The following is a 17625-nucleotide window of genomic DNA, read 5'->3' on the forward strand; positions in this document are numbered from 1 at the left end:
GTTCCCGCCGATGCTCCGATCAGTTGCGGTCGGCGCGGCGCGCGGTGGCGGCCAGGAACGCGTTGTAGCGGGCCAGCTCGTCGTCCTCGCCGGTGACCTCGGCCCGGTCCGCGGCCCGGTCGAGGCGGCGCTGTTCGCGCTCGTCGGCTCGGATCCACTGTCGGACCAGCAGGACCATGACCACGGCGGCCGGGATCTCGCCGAACGCCCAGGCGATGCCGGCGCCCAGTTTCTGGTCCGCCAGCGGCGACGACGCCCATTCGGGATGGACGCCGAGGTACCAGTCCGGCGCGATGACGGTGGTGGTCTGCATGAGCGCGAGTCCGAAGAAGCCGTGCGCCATCATCGCGGCCAGGTGGATGAGCACCAGGATCGGGTGGGGCACCCGGGGTCGGCCCGGGTCGACGCCGATGAGCACCCAGAACAGCAGGTAGCCGGAGACCACGAAGTGCCCCAGCATGGCCAGGTGCCCGAGGTGGGAGCGCATCAGCGTGCCCAGCAGGTCGCTGAAGTAGAGGCCGAAGAGGCTGGCGGTGTAGATGCCGAGCGCCACCACCGGATGGGTGAGCAGCCGGGTGAGGCGACTGTGCAGGGCACGCAGCAGCCACTCCCGGGCGCCCCGCACCTGCGCGTCGGCCGGGCGGCGCAGCGCCCGCAGCGCCAGCGTGACCGGTGCGCCGCCGACCAGCAGGATCGGCACCAGCATGGACAGCACCATGTGCTGGGCCATGTGCGCGCTGAACAGCACGTACGCGTAGCGGGCGAAACCGAGGCCGGTGGCGGCGGCCAGCACCAGCAGGCCGCCGACCCAGCTCGCGGTGCGAGCCGCCGGCCAGTGGTGTCCGGCTCGGCGCAACCGGCGGACCCCGGCCAGGTAGGCGGCGATGCCGACCACCGTCACGGTGAGGAAGAACAGGTCGGGCAGCGGCTGCCCGAGCAGGTGCGCCGCCGTGGGCGCGGCCGGCATGCCGAAGCCCAGCACCTCGGTCACCGGGTCGGCGTCGACCGGCTCGGCGACCGGCGTCGGACTGCGCGACAGCGCCACGGCCAGGCCGACCGTCGCGGCGAAGACCATCAGCTCCCCGGCGGCCAACCGCGCGATCGCGCCGCGCCGCCCGGCACGAAGACCCGGCAGGGTACGCGTGCGGTGCGCCGCGCCGATCAGCCCCAGCACCACCAGCGCGGCGAGTTTGCCCAGCACCAGCCACCCGTAGCGGGACTGCCACAACTGGTCCACCGCGCCGAGGCGTACCGCGGCGTTGGCCAGGCCGCTGACCGCGACGGCGACGAAGCAGGCCAGCGCGAGCCGGCTGTACCGCGCGGCGGCCCCGGGCAGGTGCCGGCTGCGCCGGATGCTCAGCAGCGCGGCCAGACCGCCGGCCCACAACGCCGCCGCGAGCACGTGCAGGGCGAGGCTCGACACGGCGATCTGGTGGTTGCCCGCCCCGGCCGCGTGCCCGGTCAGCGCCGGCGGCAGCAACCCGACCAGCGCGACCGCCGACGCGAGCGCCGCCGTGCCCCGGGACACGCCGACCCGGGCCGCCACCGCCACCACCGCGGCCAGCCCCGCCTGCGCCAGCAACGAGCGGCCCTGCGCGATGTCGACGCCGAAGCTGACCACGCTCGCCGCACCGAGCCGGTCCAGTGGCACGCCGAGCAGGTCGGAGACGGTCAGCACCAGCAGCGTCAGGCTCGTCACGGCCCAGCCGGCCGCCGTCAGGCCGGCGCGGCGCAGCAGCAGCCAGCCGTGCGCGGACACGCTCGTCCCGTCGCCGGGCAGCAGGAACGCGGCGGTCACCGCGAAGCCGACGGTGAGGGTGGCGAGCGCGTCGGCGATCAGTCGCACCGGCGGCAGCGCCCAGGTGGTGACCGGGCCGGGATCGGGCAGGCCGGGGATCGCGGCGGCGAGCGCGCCGCCGAGGCGCAGCGCGAGCAGCAGCACGGCCACCGCCGCACCGGCCGCCACCAGTCCGACGAGCCACCCACCGGCCGCCGGGCCGGCTCGCCCCGGGCGGCCTGGCCCGGCCTGTTCCGGGCGGTCCGGCCCGGCCTGTTCCGGGCGGTCCGGCCCGGCCTGTTCCGGGTGGCCGGTGTCGGGCAGGGAACGGGGTGTCGGAGACGGAGTGGGCTGGTGCACGGTGCGGACCTGACTTCGGACGGGACGCCGGGTTCGGCCGGCGTCGTGGTTCAGGAGGCGCGGCGGCGTCGGAACAGCAGCAGGGCCGCGCCGGCCACGGCCACGACGACGACCACGCCGGCGGCGAGCAGGACGGCCGGCGGGCCGTCGTCACCGCCGGCCGCGGCGGACGCCGGACCCGCGGCGGTCGATGTCGGACCCGCGTCGCCGCCGGTCGTGGCAGCCGCCGGTGCCGGCACGGCCAGGGCCGCCGGGTCGGCGACGGTGAACCGGTACGAGCCCTGCACCGGGTGGCCGTCGGCGGAGACCACCCGGTAGGCGACGGTGTAGGTGCCGTTGGCCAGCGGCTCGTCGACGGAGATCGTCCCGGTGGGACCGTCGACGACGGGGGCGCCGGTGGGGACCTTCCGTTGGCCGGAGTCGCTGAGCACGATGGTGGTGAACTCCGGGTTGAGCTGCTGGAGGAACCGCAGCGTGACCGTCGTCGGCGCGGCGGTCAGCCGGGCGTCCTGGGCCGGCGTGGCCGCCTGGAACGTGTTGTGCGCGGCGGCCGGCGCGGCCGGCGCCAGCAGCAGCGTGGCGGCGGCGAGCAGCGCGGCGAGGAACGCGGCGGCGGATCGGGTACGCATCGGGGGAGGAGCCTTCCTGGTGGTGGTCAGCCGAGCACCTGCTGGCCGACCCAGCCGCCCTCCGGGCAGCCGGGCGGGACGGCGAACACGGCGGAGCCGATCGGGGTGGTCCACTCGTTGAGCAGGTCCCGTTCGGCCAGCCGGCGCTGGATGGGCAGGAACTGCCGGGCGATGTCGGCCTGGTAGGCGGCGAAGACCAGCCCGCTGTCCGCGTGCCCCTCGGCGGTCGGGACGCCGTCGTAGTTGTAGGGCCGGCGCAGGATCTTCAGCCGGTCGTCGGTGATCCGCGCCCGGGTCAGGTGGGAGAAGTCGGGGATGACGGTGAGCCCGTCCGGCCCGAGCGCGGCGAAGTCCGGCTCGTCGTGCTCGGCGGTGCCGGTCAGCGGCGCGCCGGTGTCCAGGCGCCGCCCGACGGCGATCTCCCGGTCGGTGCGACCGAGCAGGTCCCAGGTCTCCAGGTTCATGCTGATCCGGCGGACGACGAGCGTGGTGGAGTCGCGCAACCAGTTCGGTCCGTCGGTGACCCACACGGCGGTGTCGGCGGGGGTGCCGGGTCTCGGGTTGGCGGTTCCGTCGAGCTGGCCGAACAGGTTGCGCTGGGTGCGGCCCGGTTCGGCCCCGGCGGCCCGGCGGAAGCCCTGCTGCACCCAGCGCACCGTGGCGAACGGTCGGCTGTCCTTGACCAGGACGCGCTGGGCGTGGGCGACGGTGAGCGGGTCGTCGGCGCAGATCTGCAGCAGCAGGTCCCCACCGGACCAGCGGGGTTGCAGCCGGTCGATGCGGAACGCGGGCAGGTCGGCCACCGACGGCGGCCGGCGGTCGGCGCGCCCGGCGGCGGCGTAGAGGCCGGGGCCGAAGCCGAACGTGACGGTCAGCCGCGCGGGCAGCAGGCCGAGTTCCGGCTCGGTGTCGGCCAGCGCCGGGCGGCCCCGGGTGAGCCGGGCCGCGTCGTCGGAGAGCAGCCGCAGCATCCGCCCGAGCGCGGCCCGGTCGACGCCGGGCTTCAGGGTGAACGCGACGAACGCCGCGTGCGCCTGCGGTTCGGTGGTCACGCCGGACTGCCGCACGCCGTGGAACGACTCCACCGCGCTGCCGACCTGGGCCACCGGGACGGGCTCGGCGGGGCGTACCCGGGGATCGTCGGGTCGGGCGACGGCGATCGCGGCGCCGCCGGCGAGCGCGCCCCCGGCGGCTACGGCGCCGCCGGTGAGCAGGCCGCGCCTGCTCACCCGGCGGCCCGTGGGGGAGCCCTCGGTCATGAGGCCGGGCTCATGCTCATCTCCGGCATCGGGGATTCGCCGTGGCCGGGGACGTAGGACTCCTGGGCGCCGGTGAACGGCTTCGCCACGGCGGTGAACGTCTGGGTGCGACCGTCGGCGAAGGTGAGCGTGAAGCTGAGTTCGTCGCCGGCCTTGACCGGCTGCTTGAGGTTCATCAGCATCAGGTGGTCGCCGCCCGGCTCGAGAGTGGCGCTGGAGCGCGCCTTGATCACGATGCCGCCCGGCTTGGCCTGCATGACCATCTTCCCGTCCTTCATGGCCATCTCGTGCAGTTCCATCGGGGAGACCTCGGTGGCCGCCCCGGTGATCGTCAGGTCGGCGTCGCCGTCGTTGACGAGGGTGCCGAACGCCGCGGTCATGCCCTTGTCGGCGGCCTTCACCCACGGGTCCCGGATGCCGAGCACGCCGGCCGTCGCGCCCGCGGAGGCCGAGGCATTCGTCGAGGCCGACGGGGCGGCGGTCGTCGGGTCGTCGGACGACCCGCAGGCGGCGACGGACGCGGCCAGGAGGGCGGCGGCGATCAGGGCCGCCGGGCGCAGGAGCCGGCCGCTGGTGGTGCTGGGCATGACGGTGTCCCCTCGAAGATCGGTGTTCGTCCGGTTGGTCGGATCCGAGGGGTGGAAAGTTCCAGCCGGTGGGATCGATCACCTCGCCCGCCTGGCGGGTCGGGCACGACGCGTCGCGCCGGGGGTGCCCGCGAACGCCACCGGCGGTGGGGACGAGGTTCGTCCTCACCGCCGGCGAACGGGAGGTCAGTGCGCGGACACCGCGCCGCTGATCTCGTTGGGAACCGCGTCGAGCGTCACCGATCCGACGACCCGGCCGGTGGTGAGGTCGAGGCGGTGCACCTTCCTGGTGGCGGGCTCGGTGACGTAGGCGTCGTCACCGCGGACGAACAGGGCCGGGCGCGGTTCCTGCCACTCCATCGGCTCCTTCCACGCGCCGACCACCGGCCACGAACTGGTCAGCTTCCCCGAGGCGGGATCGACCACGTGCAGCTTGCCGTCGGTGCCGAGGATGAGGCCCTCGCCCTGCGGGCCGCGGGCCAGGGAGCGGAAGCTGTAGCTCACGCCCTCGGGCATCGGCACGACCTGGATCTTCCGTGCGGCCGTGTCGATGAGCGCGAACTGCTCGGGGAACTCACGCTCCGCGTCCGGCTCGACCTTGTAGTCGCCGAGCAGGACGGCGGACTTGTCACTGCCGGCCTGGGTGGCGACGGCGCCGTACGCACCCGCGCTCTTGACCTTGACGAAGGCGCCGTTCTCGAACAGCAGCACGCCGTCGGTGCAGCCGAGGCCCACGGTCTCACCCTGGGCGACGGCTTCGCCGTGCACGCCGGGGCACTCCTCGCTGCGGGCGATCTCCTTGCCGTCCTTGTCCAGGGCGATGGCTCCCGGGCGGGACTCCTCGGTGCCGAGGGTCACCACCAGGGTGCCGTCGGCGAGTTCGACGGCGACGCCGTGGTGTGGCTGGGCGGTCCTGTACCGGCGTCCCTCGGGCTTGCCGTCGGCGAGCTTCTTCGGGTCGAAGCTGTGCACCTCGCCGGTGCCGTCGGTGAACAGGATGGTGCGGTCCCCGTGCCGCACCACGTGGCCGGGCTTGGCGCCCGGGTAGCTGACGTCGGTCATCCTGCCGGCGGCCGCGTCGAGGACCCGGAACCCGGACTCGGTGGAGACGAAGACGCCGGTGTCGTCGCCGGCCGGGTTCACCCGGTTGAAGCCGGGCAGGGCGACGGTGTGCGCCACGTTCAGCGCCTCGCCGTCGAGCACGTAGATACCGCCGTCGTAGGTGATCGCCACCGGCTCCTTGACCGAGGCCGCGGCGGACGATCCGGCCGACGGTGCGGTGCCGTCGTCCGACTCGGACGCGCACGCGGTGAGCGCCAGCGCAGCCGCCACCAGGGCGGCCGCGCCGTTGGTTCCACGATGCCTCACGAAGTTCCCCCTCAATTAAAACTGACAACCATTTTCATTAACGTACACGGGGAGCCCACCGGCCCGACGTCCGGGGTGTCTCAGGTGGAGAGGCCGCCGACGATCGCCTCGGCGTTGAAGCGCATCATCCCCAGATAGCTGGGCGCGTCGCCGTCGGTGTCACTGAGCGACTCCGAGTACAGGGCGCTCACCTTCACGCTGATACCGGCCTCCGAGGCGAGCACCTCGGCCAGCCTGGCCGGTTGTGAGGTGTCGACGAAGATCGCCGGCACCCGGTGGGCCCTGATGGCGGTGACCAGCGAGGCGAGATCCGACGAACTCGGTGACGCGAGCGTGGTGCCGCTCGGGATGATCGCGCCGACGACCGTGAAGTCGTAGCGATCGGCGAGGTAGCCGAACACGTGGTGGTTGGTGACCAGGACCCGGCGCTCCGGGGCGATGGCGGCGAAACGTCGCGCGAGATCCGCGTCCAGCTCACGCACCTTCCCGCCGTAGGCCTCCGCGCGTTCCCGCACCGCGCGGGCGTCCACCCCGTGGACGTGCTCGACGATCTCGTCGGTGAGCAGCCGTACCGCCGTGGCCACCCGCGCCGGATCCGTCCAGAAGTGCGGATCGGGCAGACCGGCGGCGTCGCCGTCCTGGTACTCCATCGCCTCGATCCGGGACCCGACCTCGACGCTGTGGACGCCCTCGGCCTCCGCGGCCTCGACGTGGCGCAGGACGCCCTCCTCGAGCCCGAGTCCGTTGTAGACGAGCAGGTCGGTTGTCTGCATGGTGTGCGCCTCCCGGGCCGAGACGGCGAAGGAGTGCGGGTCGGCGTCGGGTTTCATCAGCACGCTGACCTCTGCCTGGTCGCCGACGATCTCGGTGACGACGTCGCCGAGGATGTTCGTGGTGACCACGATGCGCGAGGTGTCGGGTGAGGCGCAGGCGGTGCCCCCGGTCAGCAGGGCGCCGGCGAGAAGCGTCACGAGGACCTTCCGTGCTCTCATCGACCGACCTCCACCATGAGATCCGGTCGGTCGGCGACCGTCAGCGTGCGGGCGGTGCGCAGCCGGTCGCGATAGTCGATCTCATGGACGACGCGGGCCTCCGGGTCGGTCAGGTAGGCGCGGTCGACGTCCAGCGTCACACCGGTGGCGCGCAGCGGGCGCTCGGCGAGGATCCTGCCCGTTTCGAGGTCGAGGCTGATCAGCCGGTCGGAGGTGTCGAGCGCGAGCACCGTGCTCGCGTCCGCGGGTGAGGCGGCGGCCACCAGTTCGCGGCCGGCGACCGGCACGTACCGGAGGGTGGCCTTGGCGGCGTTCACCGACCAGATGCCGCTACGGTCCGCGACCGCCGCCTCGTTGCTGCGCGGGCGGTAGCCGAACCTGCCTGGTGAGACCGGGGTACGCGGGGAGGTCAGCACCGTGGCGGTGAGGTCGTCACCCGCCAGCTTGACCCGTACGACCTCGTCCTCACACGCGATGACCGCACCGCCACGCAGGACGGCCCACCCGCGCGGTGCCGCGCAGGGTGCCTCGAGGGCGCCGGTGGGCCGGCCCGTCGCGTCCATGGCCACGATCCGGTCGGCCGGACGCCGGGGATCGTCGCCGACGGCGACGAGGAGTTGCCCCGCGTACGGCACGGCCAGCGGTGTGGAACTGCTCGAGTCGATCGTGGCCAGTTCGCTGATCGTGCCGGTCTCGAGTGCGCGTCGGTCGAGGACCGTCACCTTTCCGTCGGCGGTGCCGACCGTGGTGTGGGTCCCGAAGCCGGCGATCGTCCGGATCGGGGCGTCGAGCGACAGCGTGCCGACCGACCGGGACGGGGCGCGGTAGTAGTGGACGTGGTCGGCGTGGTCGACGGTCCACACCCCGCCGTCGACGATCTCCAGGGTGCGGTCACCGTCGTCGACGTAGACGAAGCGGCCGTCCTCGGTGACCCCGGCGGCGGGGACCGACAGGGCGATGTCCTTCTCGGCGGCGCTGGCCAGGTCGAGCAGGCCCAACCGGCGCCCACCGCGAGTGGCGTACGCGATGGCCGGTTGCGCCTCGGCCAGCTCCTCGGCGCCTTCCACGTAGCCGTGCGGCGTCTCGGAGGCGTCCGGTGGCCGGCGTTCCGGCGAGCCACAGGCGGAGACGGCGAGCGTGAGGCCCAGAGCGGTCACGCCGAGGAGCCTTCCGGTGGTGCTGAAGATCACGAACTTCCCTTCGGTACGGAAACGGGGGGTGGTGCGAGGGCCGGTGACCGACGACGTCGCGTCGCGGCCGTGACCCGGCTCGCGCCGAGAATCGCGAAGAACGTTCCGGCGGCCACGGCGGCGACGGTGGCACCGGCGGCGGTCGCCGCGTACCACGAGATCCACAGACCGGTCACGGTCGCGGCCGAGCCGATGGCGAAACTCGCCAGCATCACCACCGGGAGCCGCCGTGCGACGAGCATCGCCGCGGCCGACGGCGCGATCAGCATGCCGAAGGCGAGCAGGGTGCCCACGACGCTGAAGGCGACCGCCATCGTGACGGTGAGCAGGGCCAGCATGACCGCGTTGGCGAGGTCGGGACGCAGGCCGAGGGTCCGTGCCCTGCGCGGGTCGAAGGTGAGCGCGAGGAACGGCCGGTAGCAGGCCGCGGAGACCACCGCGACCACGGCGACCGCGGTGGCGAGCAGCGCCAGGTCAAGCCACCGGATGGCCAGGACGTCACCGAACAGGAACGCGGTCAGGTCGGTGGCGAACGACCGCGAGTGCGAGACGACGATCACCCCGACCGAGAGCATTCCCACGAACAGCAGCCCGATGCTGGTGTCGCGCCCGAACTCGCGGCTGTGCCGCAGGGCGTTGACGCCGACCGCCATGGCGAACGCGCTGGCGGCGGCCCCGACGACGAGATTGCCGCCGACGATCGACGCGACGGCGACGCCGGGCAGCATGCCGTGGCTCATCGCCTCGCCGAGGAAGGTCATGCCGCGGGCGATCACCCACACACCGACCAGGGCGCACGCCGCTGCCAGCAGGACGCCGCCGATCAGGGCGCGGACGACGAAGGACGCGGTGAACGGTTCGAGCAGGGACGCCATCACCGGCTCGACTATAGTGCAAACGAAAACCGATTCCATTAGGGGGCATGGTGGGCACCGAGATCCTGACCGTCGAGAACGTGGCCTTTCGGTACGCCGGTACCCCCGTACTGCGGGACGTGAGCCTGCGTGTGGACGCCGCCTGCACGGTTGCCGTGACCGGCGCGAACGGCTCCGGCAAGAGCACGCTGCTGCACCTGCTGGCCGGTGTCGAGCAGCCGGCCGAGGGCAGCGTCCGGCGGCGCGCCGGCTGCCGGCTGGCCCTGCTCCCGCAGCGGACCAGCGGCATCGACGCGCTCCCGCTGACCGTCGCGGAGTGCGTGCAGATCGGCCGGTTCCGGCCGCGCCGACGGCTGGACCGCGACGACCGCCTCGCGGTGGGCGCGATCCTGGAGCGGCTCGACCTCGCCCGGCTGGCCCGGCGACGGCTGCGCGAACTGTCCGGCGGGCAGCGCCAGCGTGCCCTCGTCGCCCAGGCTCTGGTCCAGGCCGCCGACGTCTTCGTGCTCGACGAACCGACGGTCGGCCTCGACGCGGAGAGTCGGCGGCGCGTCCACGACCTGCTCGGTGAGCGGGTTCGTGCCGGCGCGGCGGTGGTGTACGCCAGCCACGACGCCGCCGACGCCACACTCGCCGACCGCACGCTGCGGCTGCCGGGCGCCGGGGATCGCGCCGTCGCCGACACCACTCCGTCGATCCGAAGATGAAAACGACAACCGAAAGCGATACCGTGTCGCGACCTGCTCACGAAGGAGAAGCGCGATGGCCGTTCCGAAACGGAAGATGTCGCGGTCGAACACCCGGCACCGGCGGGCCCGGTGGAAGGCGACCGTGCCCGCACTGACCCCGTGTCCCTGCCCGCGCAGGGAGATGGTGGTGCCGCACCGTGCCTGCGCGCACTGCGGCCTGTACAAGGGTCGTCAGGTGGTGGACCAGCCGTGACCGGCCGGCTGCCGGTGACGGTGCTGTCGGGGTTCCTCGGTGCCGGCAAGACCAGCCTGCTCAACCATGTCCTGGCCAACCGGGACGGGCTGCGGGTGGCGGTGATCGTCAACGACATGAGCGAGGTCAACATCGACGCCGCACTGGTCCGCGACGGTGGGACGCTGTCACGGACCGAGGAGCGGTTGGTCGAGCTGACCAACGGCTGCATCTGCTGCACGCTGCGCGACGACCTGCTCGACGAGGTGGCCCGGCTCGCCCGCCTGGGCCGGTTCGACTACCTGCTGATCGAGTCCAGCGGGATCTCCGAGCCGATGCCGGTGGCCGCCACGTTCGCCTTCGGCGTCGAGGACGGGCAGGTCCTGGACGACCTGGCCCGGCTGGACACCACGGTCACCGTGGTCGACGCGGCGGGACTGCTGGCAAGGATCGAGGCGGGTGAGACGCTCGAGGCGCGCGGCCTGGCCGCGTACGAGGGGGACGACCGGGGCATCGCCGACCTGCTGGTCGACCAGATCGAGTTCGCCGACGTGCTGGTGGTCAACAAGATCGACCTGATCGCCCCGGCAGACCTGTCGGTGGTGCAGGCGCTGCTCACCCGACTCAACCCGGCCGCCCGGCAGGTCCGGGCCGCGCACGGGCGGGTCGACGCGGCGGAGATCCTGCACACCGGACGGTTCGACCTCGAACGCGCGGAGACCGCGCCCGGCTGGGTCGCCGAACTCAACGGCGAGCACGTGCCGGAGACCGAGGAGTACGGCATCTCCAGCATCGTGTTCCGCGACCACCGGCCGTTCCACCCGCAGCGCCTGTGGGATCTGCTCGCCGACGGGCTGGACGCCTTCGGTGTGGTGCGGTCGAAGGGTTTCCTGTGGCTGGCGAGCCGGCCCGGCGTCCAGGCGTTGTGGTCGCAGGCCGGGCCGTCCGGTCGGTGCGACCCGGTCGGTGTCCCGGTCGCGGTGTCCGGGGACTGGCCCGAGGACCCGGGGGAGCGGGCCGACCTCGCCGCACGTTGGCACCCGGCCTTCGGGGACCGGCAGCAGGAACTGGTCCTGATCGGTGTGGGGCTCGAGGGTGACCGGTTGCGGGCCGCGCTGACCGGCTGTCTGCTCACCGACGGCGAGATCACCGCCGGCGAGCCCGCCTGGCGGGTCCTGCCCGACCCGTTCCCGGCGTGGGACCTCGGCGACCTGCACGACCACGCCGTGCCGGACCGGGGCTGACGGTGGGCGCCGCCGCCCGGCCGGGTGCCGGGGTCACTGTCGTCTACTGCGACGGTCACCGCTGCCGGGCGTTGCGCCGTCCCGGCATGCCCGGCCAGGAGTCGGCCGGTCTCGCCGAGATCCTCCGGCGGGCCGTGCGTGCCAGCCGTGGCGCGGTGCTGGTCCGCTCCGGGTGCCTCGGGGCGTGCGAACGGGCTCCCGCAGTGCTCGTGCTGGACGGCACGGGGCGGGCCGCCCGACGCGGCGTGCTCGTCGGGCCGGTGGCGGACGCCCGGGAGGTGGACGTCGTCGTCGACCTCGTCCGCCGGGCCGACGCGGCGACCGACGGCGGGTCCGAGGCGCCGCGGGGCGACCGGTCGTAGCGGCCCGGGGCGACCGGGCCGCCACACGGCGACCGGTCGCCCCGTCCGACTTCAGCGCGCTCGTCGCGACGCGTGGTTGGCGTACCTGGCGCGGAACTTCTCCACCCGCCCCTCCGTGTCGAGCAGGCGTTGCCGGCCGGTCCAGAAGGGGTGACTGGCCGAGGAGATCTGCACGTCGATCACCGGGTAGGTGTTGCCGTCGGTCCACTCCACCGTCTGGTCGCCGGTGGCGGTGGACCGGGTGAGGAAGGCGAAGTCTGCGGCGCGGTCGCGGAAGACGACGGGCCGGTACTCGGGGTGGATGTCGGGCTTCATGCGGTCTCTCCTTCGGTGTCGGTGCGGTCGAGGTCGGCGAGCGGGAAACAGCCGGCGAACGGGTCGTCGTACCGTCGCCAGCCGTCCTCGCCGTCGGCGAGTTCGGCGTCGGTGAGCAGGCAGCCGGCGAGCGTGCGGTGCAGGTGGGCCGGGTCGAGGTCGACGCCGATGAGGACCAGGTGCTGGTGCCGGTCGCCGTAGTACGGGTCCCAGTCCAGCGCGGCGGTGAGCCGCCGGTGGTCGGACACCTCGTCCCAGTACGGGTCGGGCAGCGCGGTGAGCCACCGACCCAGACCGCCGAGGGCGAGACCGCCGCCGGCGAAGTCCCACGCCACGACGGTGTCCGGCTGGCTGGCCAGCCAGACATGTCCGCGGGAGCGGACCACCTCGGCGTTGACCTCCTCCAGGACGTCGTGCAACCGACGGGGGTGGAAGGGGCGGCGGGCGCGGAAGACCACCGAGACGATCCCGCAGTCCGGGTGCGGCTCGTGCACGCCGAGGATGTGGCCCTCCAGCCCGCGGGTCAGCACGGCCGGGGTCTCGGGGCGGTGGCGGAGGGTGCCGCGCAGCTGCCGGGTGAGCAGGTTCGCGTCGACGGTGTCGTCGTCGACCCGGATCCGCGTCGCCCAGGGCGCCATCCGGTCGAGCAGCACGGCCAGCCGGTCGGTGTCGTACGCGCCCTCGCGGGAGTGTCCCCACAGCACCAGGGTGTCGGCGTACTCGATCTGTCGGACGAGCACGTCGGCGAGGGCCCGGTCGTCGTTGTCCGCGGCGGCGATGCCGAGGCTTCTGAGGTCGTCGGTGCGGGCCAGCCCGTCGAGCAGGTGTTCGGCGTCGACCACGGTCACGTAGGAGTCGACGGTGAGCAGGTCGGTGATCGGCTGCCCGTCGACGAGGCAGTGCGCGCAGACGGCGGCGACCGCTTCCGGTTCGACCACCTCGGGCAGCATCAGCAGCAGGTCCCGCCGGGGGTGGGCGCGGGCCAGGCGGGCGAGGGTGGGCAGCACGTCCTCTCGCAGGGTGCAGGACAGGCACCCGTGCGCCAGCGCGATCCGTTCGTCCTCCAGCACGCCCCCGACGTCCCGGACCACCCGGTGCACGGTGCCCGCACGCAGGTCGGCCAGGTCGTGCCGGACCAGCAGCAGTGACGGGTCCGCCGCGAGGAGCGCCCGGGCCGCGGCGTACGTCGTGGACGTCCAGAAGCCGCTGAGCACCGTCAACGACGGACGGGCGTCGGCCCTGGCGGCAACCACGTCGGACGGTGCGAGCGGTGACGTCGACATGTCGGTCCTCCCGGTGGATGTTGTTGAAAATCATTGTCAGTATAGGGTGGCTGCCGAGCGCGCCGATACGGGGATCGGGTCGACTGATGAAACCGAATCCCGATACCATCAGCCCGGCCCGCGGGAGGTAGGGGGTACCTCGCACGGAGCGGGCCGGCCGGTGCGGCGTCCTCGGGCCCTCCGGGCGTCGCACCGGCCCCCAGCCCTCGGATCGGCCGATCGGCGGGCCGCAGAAGGAAAGCCATTGTCATCAGGATTCGATCAACCACGAGGAGAGATCACCGTGTCCCGACGTTGTGACGTCACCGGCGCGAAGCCCAGCTTCGGCAACGCCGTGTCGCACTCCCACCGGCGCACCCGGCGCCGGTGGAACCCCAACCTCCAGAACCACCGCTACTGGCTGCCGTCGGAGGCGCGGTGGGTCCGGTTGACCCTCACCGCCAAGGCGCTGCGCACCGTCGACCGCAGGGGCGTCGAGGCGGTCGTCGCGGAGCTGCGCGCGCGAGGGGTGAAGGTCTGATGGCCCGACAGACCGACGTGCGTCCGATCGTGCGGCTGCGCAGCACCGCCGGCACCGGCTACACGTACGTGACCCGCAAGAACCGCCGCAACGACCCGGACCGCCTCGTCCTGCGCAAGTACGATCCGGTGGTGCGCCGGCACGTCGAGTTCCGCGAGGCCCGCTGATGGCGCGCCGCAGCCTCGGCAACCGGCAGGCCCGCCGGGTCGGGCTCGTCGACCGGTACGCGCAGCGCCGCGCCGGGCTGAAGCGGGCGATCAGGCACCCGGACACCGACCCGGCGGCCCGCGAGGAGGCCGTCCGTCGACTCGCCCGGCTGCCCCGCGACTCCAGCCCGGTCCGGCTGCGCTCCCGGGACCAGATCGACGGTCGACCGCGCGGGGTGCTGACCCGGTTCGGGCTGTCCCGGGTCCGGTTCCGCGAACTGGCTCTGCGCGGCGAGCTCCCCGGGATCCGCAAGGCCTCCTGGTGATCCGGTGTCACCGGGCGTGACACCGGGCCGGCGAGCGTTGGTCGTCTGATGGGGACCGGGCGGCGCGGCGTCCCGTTCGGGAGGACCGCGCCGGCCGGTCACTCGTACGGCTCGGCCGGCGCCGCGATCCGCTCCCACGTGTCCACCTGGAAGGAGGGCACGTCCGCGTCGTTGACCGGGTCCTTCACCGTGTGCGGGATCCACCGGCCGGTGGCGCGGATCCAGGTGTCGGCCGGCAGCGCGGGCACCTCGCCCCGCAGCCCGACCTTGATCGGCACGCCGTCGGCCGCGCAGCAGGACAGCACGATCCGGGCGAGCATGGGGCGTCCGTCCGGCCCGGGCGCGAGGAAGCCGGTGAGCTGGAGCTGCCGGCCCCGCAGGGTGCGGCCGTCGTCGTAGACGGCGCGGTAGCCGTACTCCAGGAGGGTCAGCTCGGCCGGTTCCCGGGGTGGCAGGGGTGGGTAGGCGACGTCGCGGTCCTCGGTCAGGGCGGAGCCGGCACGCGACGCGGTGTCCGCGCCGAGCGCCGGCGGCACCAGGAAGAGCAGGGCGAGCGCCGGGAGCAGCAGCAACCAACCGACGGCCGGCCCGGAGCGGCCGTGACCGTGGCCGTCGTCCGCCCCGTCGCCGGCGTCGTCGGGCCGGTTGAGGTGACGCAGTTCCTGCACCAGGGCGACCACTGCGGCGACGACGAGCACCACGCCGGCGGCGATGAGGAACGGGCGCAGCCCCTGCTTGACGTAGCGCAGGTAGAGGTCGGTGAGGCTGGCCCGCAGGATCGCGCCCCCGAGGAGGACCAGCACCACGGCCTGGCTGCCCCGGTTCACCAGAGCACCGTCCCGACGACGGCCGCGACGAGCACGGCGAGGAGGAAGGTGGCCGGCGCGAAGCGCAGGGCGAACGCGCGCCCGAACATGCCCGCCTGCATGGACACCAGCTTGAGGTCGACCATCGGGCCGACCACGAGGAAGGCCAACCGGGCGGTCAGCGAGAACTGGGACAGCGACGCGGCGACGAACGCGTCGGCCTCGGAACAGATCGACAGCAGCACCGCCAGCGCGGCGAGCGCCAGCACCGACAGCACCGGGCGGGCCGCCAGGTCGTGCAGGGCCTGCTGGGGCACGACGACGTTGATGGTGGCCGCGGCCATCGCGCCGAGCACGAGGAACCCGCCGGCGTGCACCACGTCCTGCCGGCACGCCGCCCAGAACGCGGCGGCGCGCGGCATCGTGTCGAGGTGGGCCCGGTGCGGCAGGCGGATCCATTCCGACCGGCCCAGGCGCAGCCACAGCCAGCCCATCGCCAGCGCCACCACCAGGCTCGCCCCGCCGCGGGCGACCACCATCTCCGGGTGGCGCGGGAACGCCACCGCGGTGGCGGTGAGCACGATCGGGTTGATCGCCGGCGCGGCGAGCAGGAACGCCAGCGCGGCCGCGGGGGTGACGCCGCGCCGGATCAGCGAACCGGCGATCGGCACCGAACCGCACTCGCAGCCGGGCAGCACCACCCCGGCGGCGCCGGCGACCGGGACCGCCAGCGCCGGGTGCCGGGGCAGGGCGCGGGCCCAGAAGGAGCGGGGTACGAAGACCGCGATGACCGCGGACAGCACCACTCCGAAGACCAGGAACGGCATCGCCTGCACCAGGACCGAGACGAAGACGGTCAGCCAGGTCTGCAGGCGGGGGTCGGAGACGAGCGAGCCCACCTGCCGGTGCAGCACGCCGACCAGGACGAGCAGGACGCAGAGCACCTCGGTGGAGCCGACCACCCGGTCCCGGCCGGGTGGTGGCGCGGCGGTGTCCGCCGCGCCGGAGCGGGGCGCGGCCGGAGCGGCGGGATCGGTCGTGCTCAGTCGGATCACCTTCTCGGGTCGACGGGGGGCATCCTACGGTGACGTATCCGTCACTGTGGGTCCCTGTCCGGTTCGTGTCGGCCCGGGCGGGGGCGTGAGACGCACATATGCGCAAGGCATAATGGTTCCGGATGTCACGTGGTCGGCGGGCCGCGGGCGCGATCGGGTGCCGGAGGGCACCCGCACGAGGGGAGGCGGCGCACGGTGACCCAGGCGACGACCGGGGCGACCCGGAACACCCGGCAGCGCGCCGAGGTGCTGGCCCTGCTGCGCGAGCTGGAGGGCTTCCACAGCGCGCAGCAGCTGCACCAGATGCTCGTGCAGCGCCAGGCGAAGGTCGGCCTGACCACCGTCTACCGGACGCTGCAGTTGCTGGTGGACAACGGTGAGATCGACTCCGCCCGGCTGCCCGGGGGTGAGCATCTCTACCGGCGGTGCAGCCAGAGCCGCCATCACCACCACCTGGTCTGCCGGCAGTGCGGCCGGGCGGTGGAGGTCGCCGGCCCGGCGGTGGAGCGGTGGGCCGACCAGGTCGCCAGCGAGCACGGCTTCACCGACGTCGACCACACCCTGGAGATCTTCGGCACCTGCGAGCGTTGCGCCGCCTGACCCCGGTGTGGGTCAACCACCCGCCACCAGCGACGCCTCCAGCGCCCGCGGACCCATCCGGAACTCCGGGTCGATCTGCGCGCTGAGGTCGACGCCGGCGCGCTCGTTCGCCCAGGCGACCGCGTTGCGGCGGTGGAACTCGTGCGCCCAGTGGGTGAACGCCGCCCAGTCCTGCGGCGTGCCGTCCACCGCCTCGACCAGCCGGTCCAGCGCGGCGCCGTTCGTGGCCTCCAGGTCCGTCAACGGGCCGACCTCGCCCCGTTCGGCCCGCCGGACGTAGCCGGACCGACCGAACCAGGTGAGCAGGTCGGCGCCGACGTGCTCGCGCAGGAAGGCGACGTCACCCTCGTCCTCGACCTTGTTGCCGACCACCGACAGGGCCACGCCGTACTCCCGGGCGTAGCCGGCGTACTGCCGGTAGACCCCGACGCTGCGCACCGTCGGCTCGCAGACCAGCAGCGTGCGGTCGAAGCGGGTGAACAGGCCCGAGGCGAAGGAGTCCGCGCCGGCGGTCATGTCCACCACCGCGTACTCGCCGGGGCCGTCGACCAGGTGGTTGAGCAGCAGTTCGACCGCGCCGACCTTCGAGTGGTAGCAGGCCACGCCCAGGTCCTCGGCGCTGAACTCGCCGGTCACCGCCAGCCGGACGCCGCCGACCGGCCGGACGCAGGCGGCGTAGACCGGGTTGTCCTCGGCGACGCGCAGCAGTCGTGAGCCGCGCCCGGGCGGCGTGGTCTTCACCATCTCCGCCGCGGTCGGGATGCGGGGGTTGTCGCCGCGCAGGTACTCCTTGATGGCGGGCAGGTGCGCACCGAGCGGGTCGACCGGCGGGGGAGCCTGCGGATCCGCGCCGAGCGCGACCGCGAGATGCTGGTTGATGTCCGCGTCCACGGCCAGCACCGGGCGGGACAGCGCGGCCAGGTGCCGCGTGAAGAGCGCGGCGAGGGTCGTCTTCCCGCTGCCGCCCTTGCCGACGAACGCCACCTTCACCGGACACACTCCCCACCGTC

At 73.6% G+C, this 17625-nt stretch carries 21 protein-coding genes; 8 read left to right on the forward strand and 13 right to left on the reverse strand.

The genetic code is table 11. The features are described from left to right. Positions 1-19 precede the first annotated feature (19 nt). The 8 genes from COO58_RS08090 to aztB form a co-directional block, all read right to left on the reverse strand. Positions 20-1966, reverse strand: coding sequence for a cytochrome c oxidase assembly protein (locus COO58_RS08090; RefSeq protein ID WP_255292554.1), 1947 nt, complete (start codon positions 1964-1966; stop codon positions 20-22). Between the two features lie 221 nt (positions 1967-2187). Continuing rightward, positions 2188-2766, reverse strand: a complete 579-nt coding sequence (locus COO58_RS08095; RefSeq protein ID WP_098744408.1) for a copper resistance CopC family protein — start codon at positions 2764-2766, stop codon at positions 2188-2190. A 26-nt stretch (positions 2767-2792) separates the two neighbouring features. Beyond that, positions 2793-4025, reverse strand: coding sequence for a Dyp-type peroxidase (locus COO58_RS08100; protein ID WP_098744410.1), 1233 nt, complete (start codon positions 4023-4025; stop codon positions 2793-2795). Continuing rightward, positions 4022-4612: a copper chaperone PCu(A)C gene (locus tag COO58_RS08105; protein ID WP_098744411.1), complete on the reverse strand. Its 591-nt coding sequence runs from the start codon at positions 4610-4612 to the stop codon at positions 4022-4024. Before COO58_RS08105 ends, COO58_RS08100 begins: the two co-directional genes overlap by 4 nt. A gap of 186 nt (positions 4613-4798) precedes the next feature. Then, on the reverse strand, positions 4799-5980 hold the full coding sequence (gene aztD, locus COO58_RS08110; protein WP_245666332.1) for a zinc metallochaperone AztD: 1182 nt from the start codon (positions 5978-5980) through the stop codon (positions 4799-4801). 80 nt (positions 5981-6060) lie between these two features. Next, positions 6061-6972, reverse strand: coding sequence for a zinc ABC transporter substrate-binding protein AztC (aztC, locus tag COO58_RS08115; protein ID WP_098744413.1), 912 nt, complete (start codon positions 6970-6972; stop codon positions 6061-6063). After that, the gene (locus COO58_RS08120; RefSeq protein WP_245666334.1) at positions 6969-8129 is read right to left on the reverse strand and encodes a hypothetical protein; all 1161 of its coding nucleotides are present in this window, start codon (positions 8127-8129) and stop codon (positions 6969-6971) included. The genes aztC and COO58_RS08120 overlap by 4 nt, the downstream gene beginning before the upstream one ends. Before the next feature lie 29 nt (positions 8130-8158). After that, a complete protein-coding gene (gene aztB / locus COO58_RS08125) occupies positions 8159-9037 on the reverse strand; it encodes a zinc ABC transporter permease AztB (RefSeq protein ID WP_098744414.1) in 879 nt (292 codons plus the stop codon). A 47-nt stretch (positions 9038-9084) separates the two neighbouring features. Here aztB and aztA point away from each other — a divergent pair, with 47 nt between their 5' ends. Genes aztA through COO58_RS08145 form a run of 4 tightly spaced genes read left to right on the forward strand, consistent with a single transcriptional unit; the run spans position 9085 to position 11564 of the window. Further along, positions 9085-9744, forward strand: a complete 660-nt coding sequence (aztA, locus tag COO58_RS08130; RefSeq protein WP_098744416.1) for a zinc ABC transporter ATP-binding protein AztA — start codon at positions 9085-9087, stop codon at positions 9742-9744. A 55-nt stretch (positions 9745-9799) separates the two neighbouring features. Beyond that, positions 9800-9979 carry a 50S ribosomal protein L32 gene (rpmF, locus tag COO58_RS08135; protein WP_091573983.1) on the forward strand — a complete coding sequence of 60 codons (180 nt, stop codon included), beginning with the start codon at positions 9800-9802 and terminating at the stop codon, positions 9977-9979. Then, positions 9976-11202 carry a GTP-binding protein gene (locus tag COO58_RS08140; protein ID WP_098744417.1) on the forward strand — a complete coding sequence of 409 codons (1227 nt, stop codon included), beginning with the start codon at positions 9976-9978 and terminating at the stop codon, positions 11200-11202. Before rpmF ends, COO58_RS08140 begins: the two co-directional genes overlap by 4 nt. 2 nt (positions 11203-11204) lie before the next feature. Further along, positions 11205-11564 (forward strand): (2Fe-2S) ferredoxin domain-containing protein, encoded by a 360-nt coding sequence (locus COO58_RS08145; protein ID WP_098744419.1) that lies wholly within the window; start codon positions 11205-11207, stop codon positions 11562-11564. 51 nt (positions 11565-11615) lie between these two features. Here COO58_RS08145 and COO58_RS08150 read toward each other — a convergent pair whose 3' ends face one another. Both COO58_RS08150 and COO58_RS08155 read right to left on the reverse strand, forming a co-directional pair. Continuing rightward, complete coding sequence (locus COO58_RS08150) at positions 11616-11879, reverse strand: type B 50S ribosomal protein L31 (RefSeq protein ID WP_091573986.1); 264 nt, start codon at positions 11877-11879, stop codon at positions 11616-11618. Next, positions 11876-13162, reverse strand: a complete 1287-nt coding sequence (locus COO58_RS08155; RefSeq protein WP_098744420.1) for a GTP-binding protein — start codon at positions 13160-13162, stop codon at positions 11876-11878. The genes COO58_RS08150 and COO58_RS08155 overlap by 4 nt, the downstream gene beginning before the upstream one ends. A 283-nt stretch (positions 13163-13445) precedes the next feature. On the opposite strand from COO58_RS08155, the gene rpmB reads away from it, so the two are divergent. From rpmB to rpsN, 3 genes are read left to right on the forward strand one after another with little or no spacing between them, the layout of a single operon-like run. Then, positions 13446-13682 (forward strand): 50S ribosomal protein L28, encoded by a 237-nt coding sequence (gene rpmB / locus COO58_RS08160; RefSeq protein WP_098744422.1) that lies wholly within the window; start codon positions 13446-13448, stop codon positions 13680-13682. Beyond that, positions 13682-13849, forward strand: coding sequence for a 50S ribosomal protein L33 (rpmG, locus tag COO58_RS08165; protein ID WP_013287204.1), 168 nt, complete (start codon positions 13682-13684; stop codon positions 13847-13849). Before rpmB ends, rpmG begins: the two co-directional genes overlap by 1 nt. Then, the gene (gene rpsN / locus COO58_RS08170) at positions 13849-14154 is read left to right on the forward strand and encodes a 30S ribosomal protein S14 (RefSeq protein WP_091573989.1); all 306 of its coding nucleotides are present in this window, start codon (positions 13849-13851) and stop codon (positions 14152-14154) included. The genes rpmG and rpsN overlap by 1 nt, the downstream gene beginning before the upstream one ends. Before the next feature lie 98 nt (positions 14155-14252). Here rpsN and COO58_RS08175 read toward each other — a convergent pair whose 3' ends face one another. Both COO58_RS08175 and COO58_RS08180 read right to left on the reverse strand, forming a co-directional pair. Continuing rightward, entirely contained in the window at positions 14253-14981 is a 729-nt protein-coding gene (locus COO58_RS08175; RefSeq protein WP_091573990.1) for a TIGR03943 family protein, read from the reverse strand. Then, positions 14978-16006 carry a permease gene (locus COO58_RS08180; RefSeq protein ID WP_369700195.1) on the reverse strand — a complete coding sequence of 343 codons (1029 nt, stop codon included), beginning with the start codon at positions 16004-16006 and terminating at the stop codon, positions 14978-14980. Before COO58_RS08180 ends, COO58_RS08175 begins: the two co-directional genes overlap by 4 nt. A gap of 204 nt (positions 16007-16210) precedes the next feature. Between COO58_RS08180 and COO58_RS08185 the strand changes: the two genes are divergently transcribed. Then, on the forward strand, positions 16211-16615 hold the full coding sequence (locus tag COO58_RS08185) for a Fur family transcriptional regulator (protein ID WP_091573992.1): 405 nt from the start codon (positions 16211-16213) through the stop codon (positions 16613-16615). A gap of 12 nt (positions 16616-16627) precedes the next feature. On the opposite strand, the gene COO58_RS08190 is transcribed toward COO58_RS08185, so the two are convergent. Next, positions 16628-17605, reverse strand: coding sequence for an ATP-binding protein (locus tag COO58_RS08190; RefSeq protein ID WP_091573993.1), 978 nt, complete (start codon positions 17603-17605; stop codon positions 16628-16630). Positions 17606-17625 lie beyond the last annotated feature (20 nt).

Origin of the sequence: Micromonospora sp. WMMA1996, assembly GCF_002573675.1 — a bacterium.
In the GTDB taxonomy this organism is placed as follows: domain Bacteria; phylum Actinomycetota; class Actinomycetes; order Mycobacteriales; family Micromonosporaceae; genus Micromonospora; species Micromonospora sediminicola.

What these genes read in the sequence shown, in the direction of transcription:
- rpmF (WP_091573983.1), top strand. Translation starts at nt 9,800, where the DNA reads ATGGCCGTTCCGAAACGGAAGATGTCGCGGTCGAACACCCGGCACCGG.
- COO58_RS08095 (WP_098744408.1), bottom strand. Translation starts at nt 2,766, where the DNA reads ATGCGTACCCGATCCGCCGCCGCGTTCCTCGCCGCGCTGCTCGCCGCC.
- COO58_RS08155 (WP_098744420.1), bottom strand. Translation starts at nt 13,162, where the DNA reads ATGTCGACGTCACCGCTCGCACCGTCCGACGTGGTTGCCGCCAGGGCC.
- COO58_RS08150 (WP_091573986.1), bottom strand. Translation starts at nt 11,879, where the DNA reads ATGAAGCCCGACATCCACCCCGAGTACCGGCCCGTCGTCTTCCGCGAC.
- rpmG (WP_013287204.1), top strand. Translation starts at nt 13,682, where the DNA reads ATGGCCCGACAGACCGACGTGCGTCCGATCGTGCGGCTGCGCAGCACC.
- COO58_RS08105 (WP_098744411.1), bottom strand. Translation starts at nt 4,612, where the DNA reads ATGCCCAGCACCACCAGCGGCCGGCTCCTGCGCCCGGCGGCCCTGATC.
- aztC (WP_098744413.1), bottom strand. Translation starts at nt 6,972, where the DNA reads ATGAGAGCACGGAAGGTCCTCGTGACGCTTCTCGCCGGCGCCCTGCTG.
- aztB (WP_098744414.1), bottom strand. Translation starts at nt 9,037, where the DNA reads ATGGCGTCCCTGCTCGAACCGTTCACCGCGTCCTTCGTCGTCCGCGCC.
- COO58_RS08100 (WP_098744410.1), bottom strand. Translation starts at nt 4,025, where the DNA reads ATGACCGAGGGCTCCCCCACGGGCCGCCGGGTGAGCAGGCGCGGCCTG.
- aztA (WP_098744416.1), top strand. Translation starts at nt 9,085, where the DNA reads ATGGTGGGCACCGAGATCCTGACCGTCGAGAACGTGGCCTTTCGGTAC.
- rpsN (WP_091573989.1), top strand. Translation starts at nt 13,849, where the DNA reads ATGGCGCGCCGCAGCCTCGGCAACCGGCAGGCCCGCCGGGTCGGGCTC.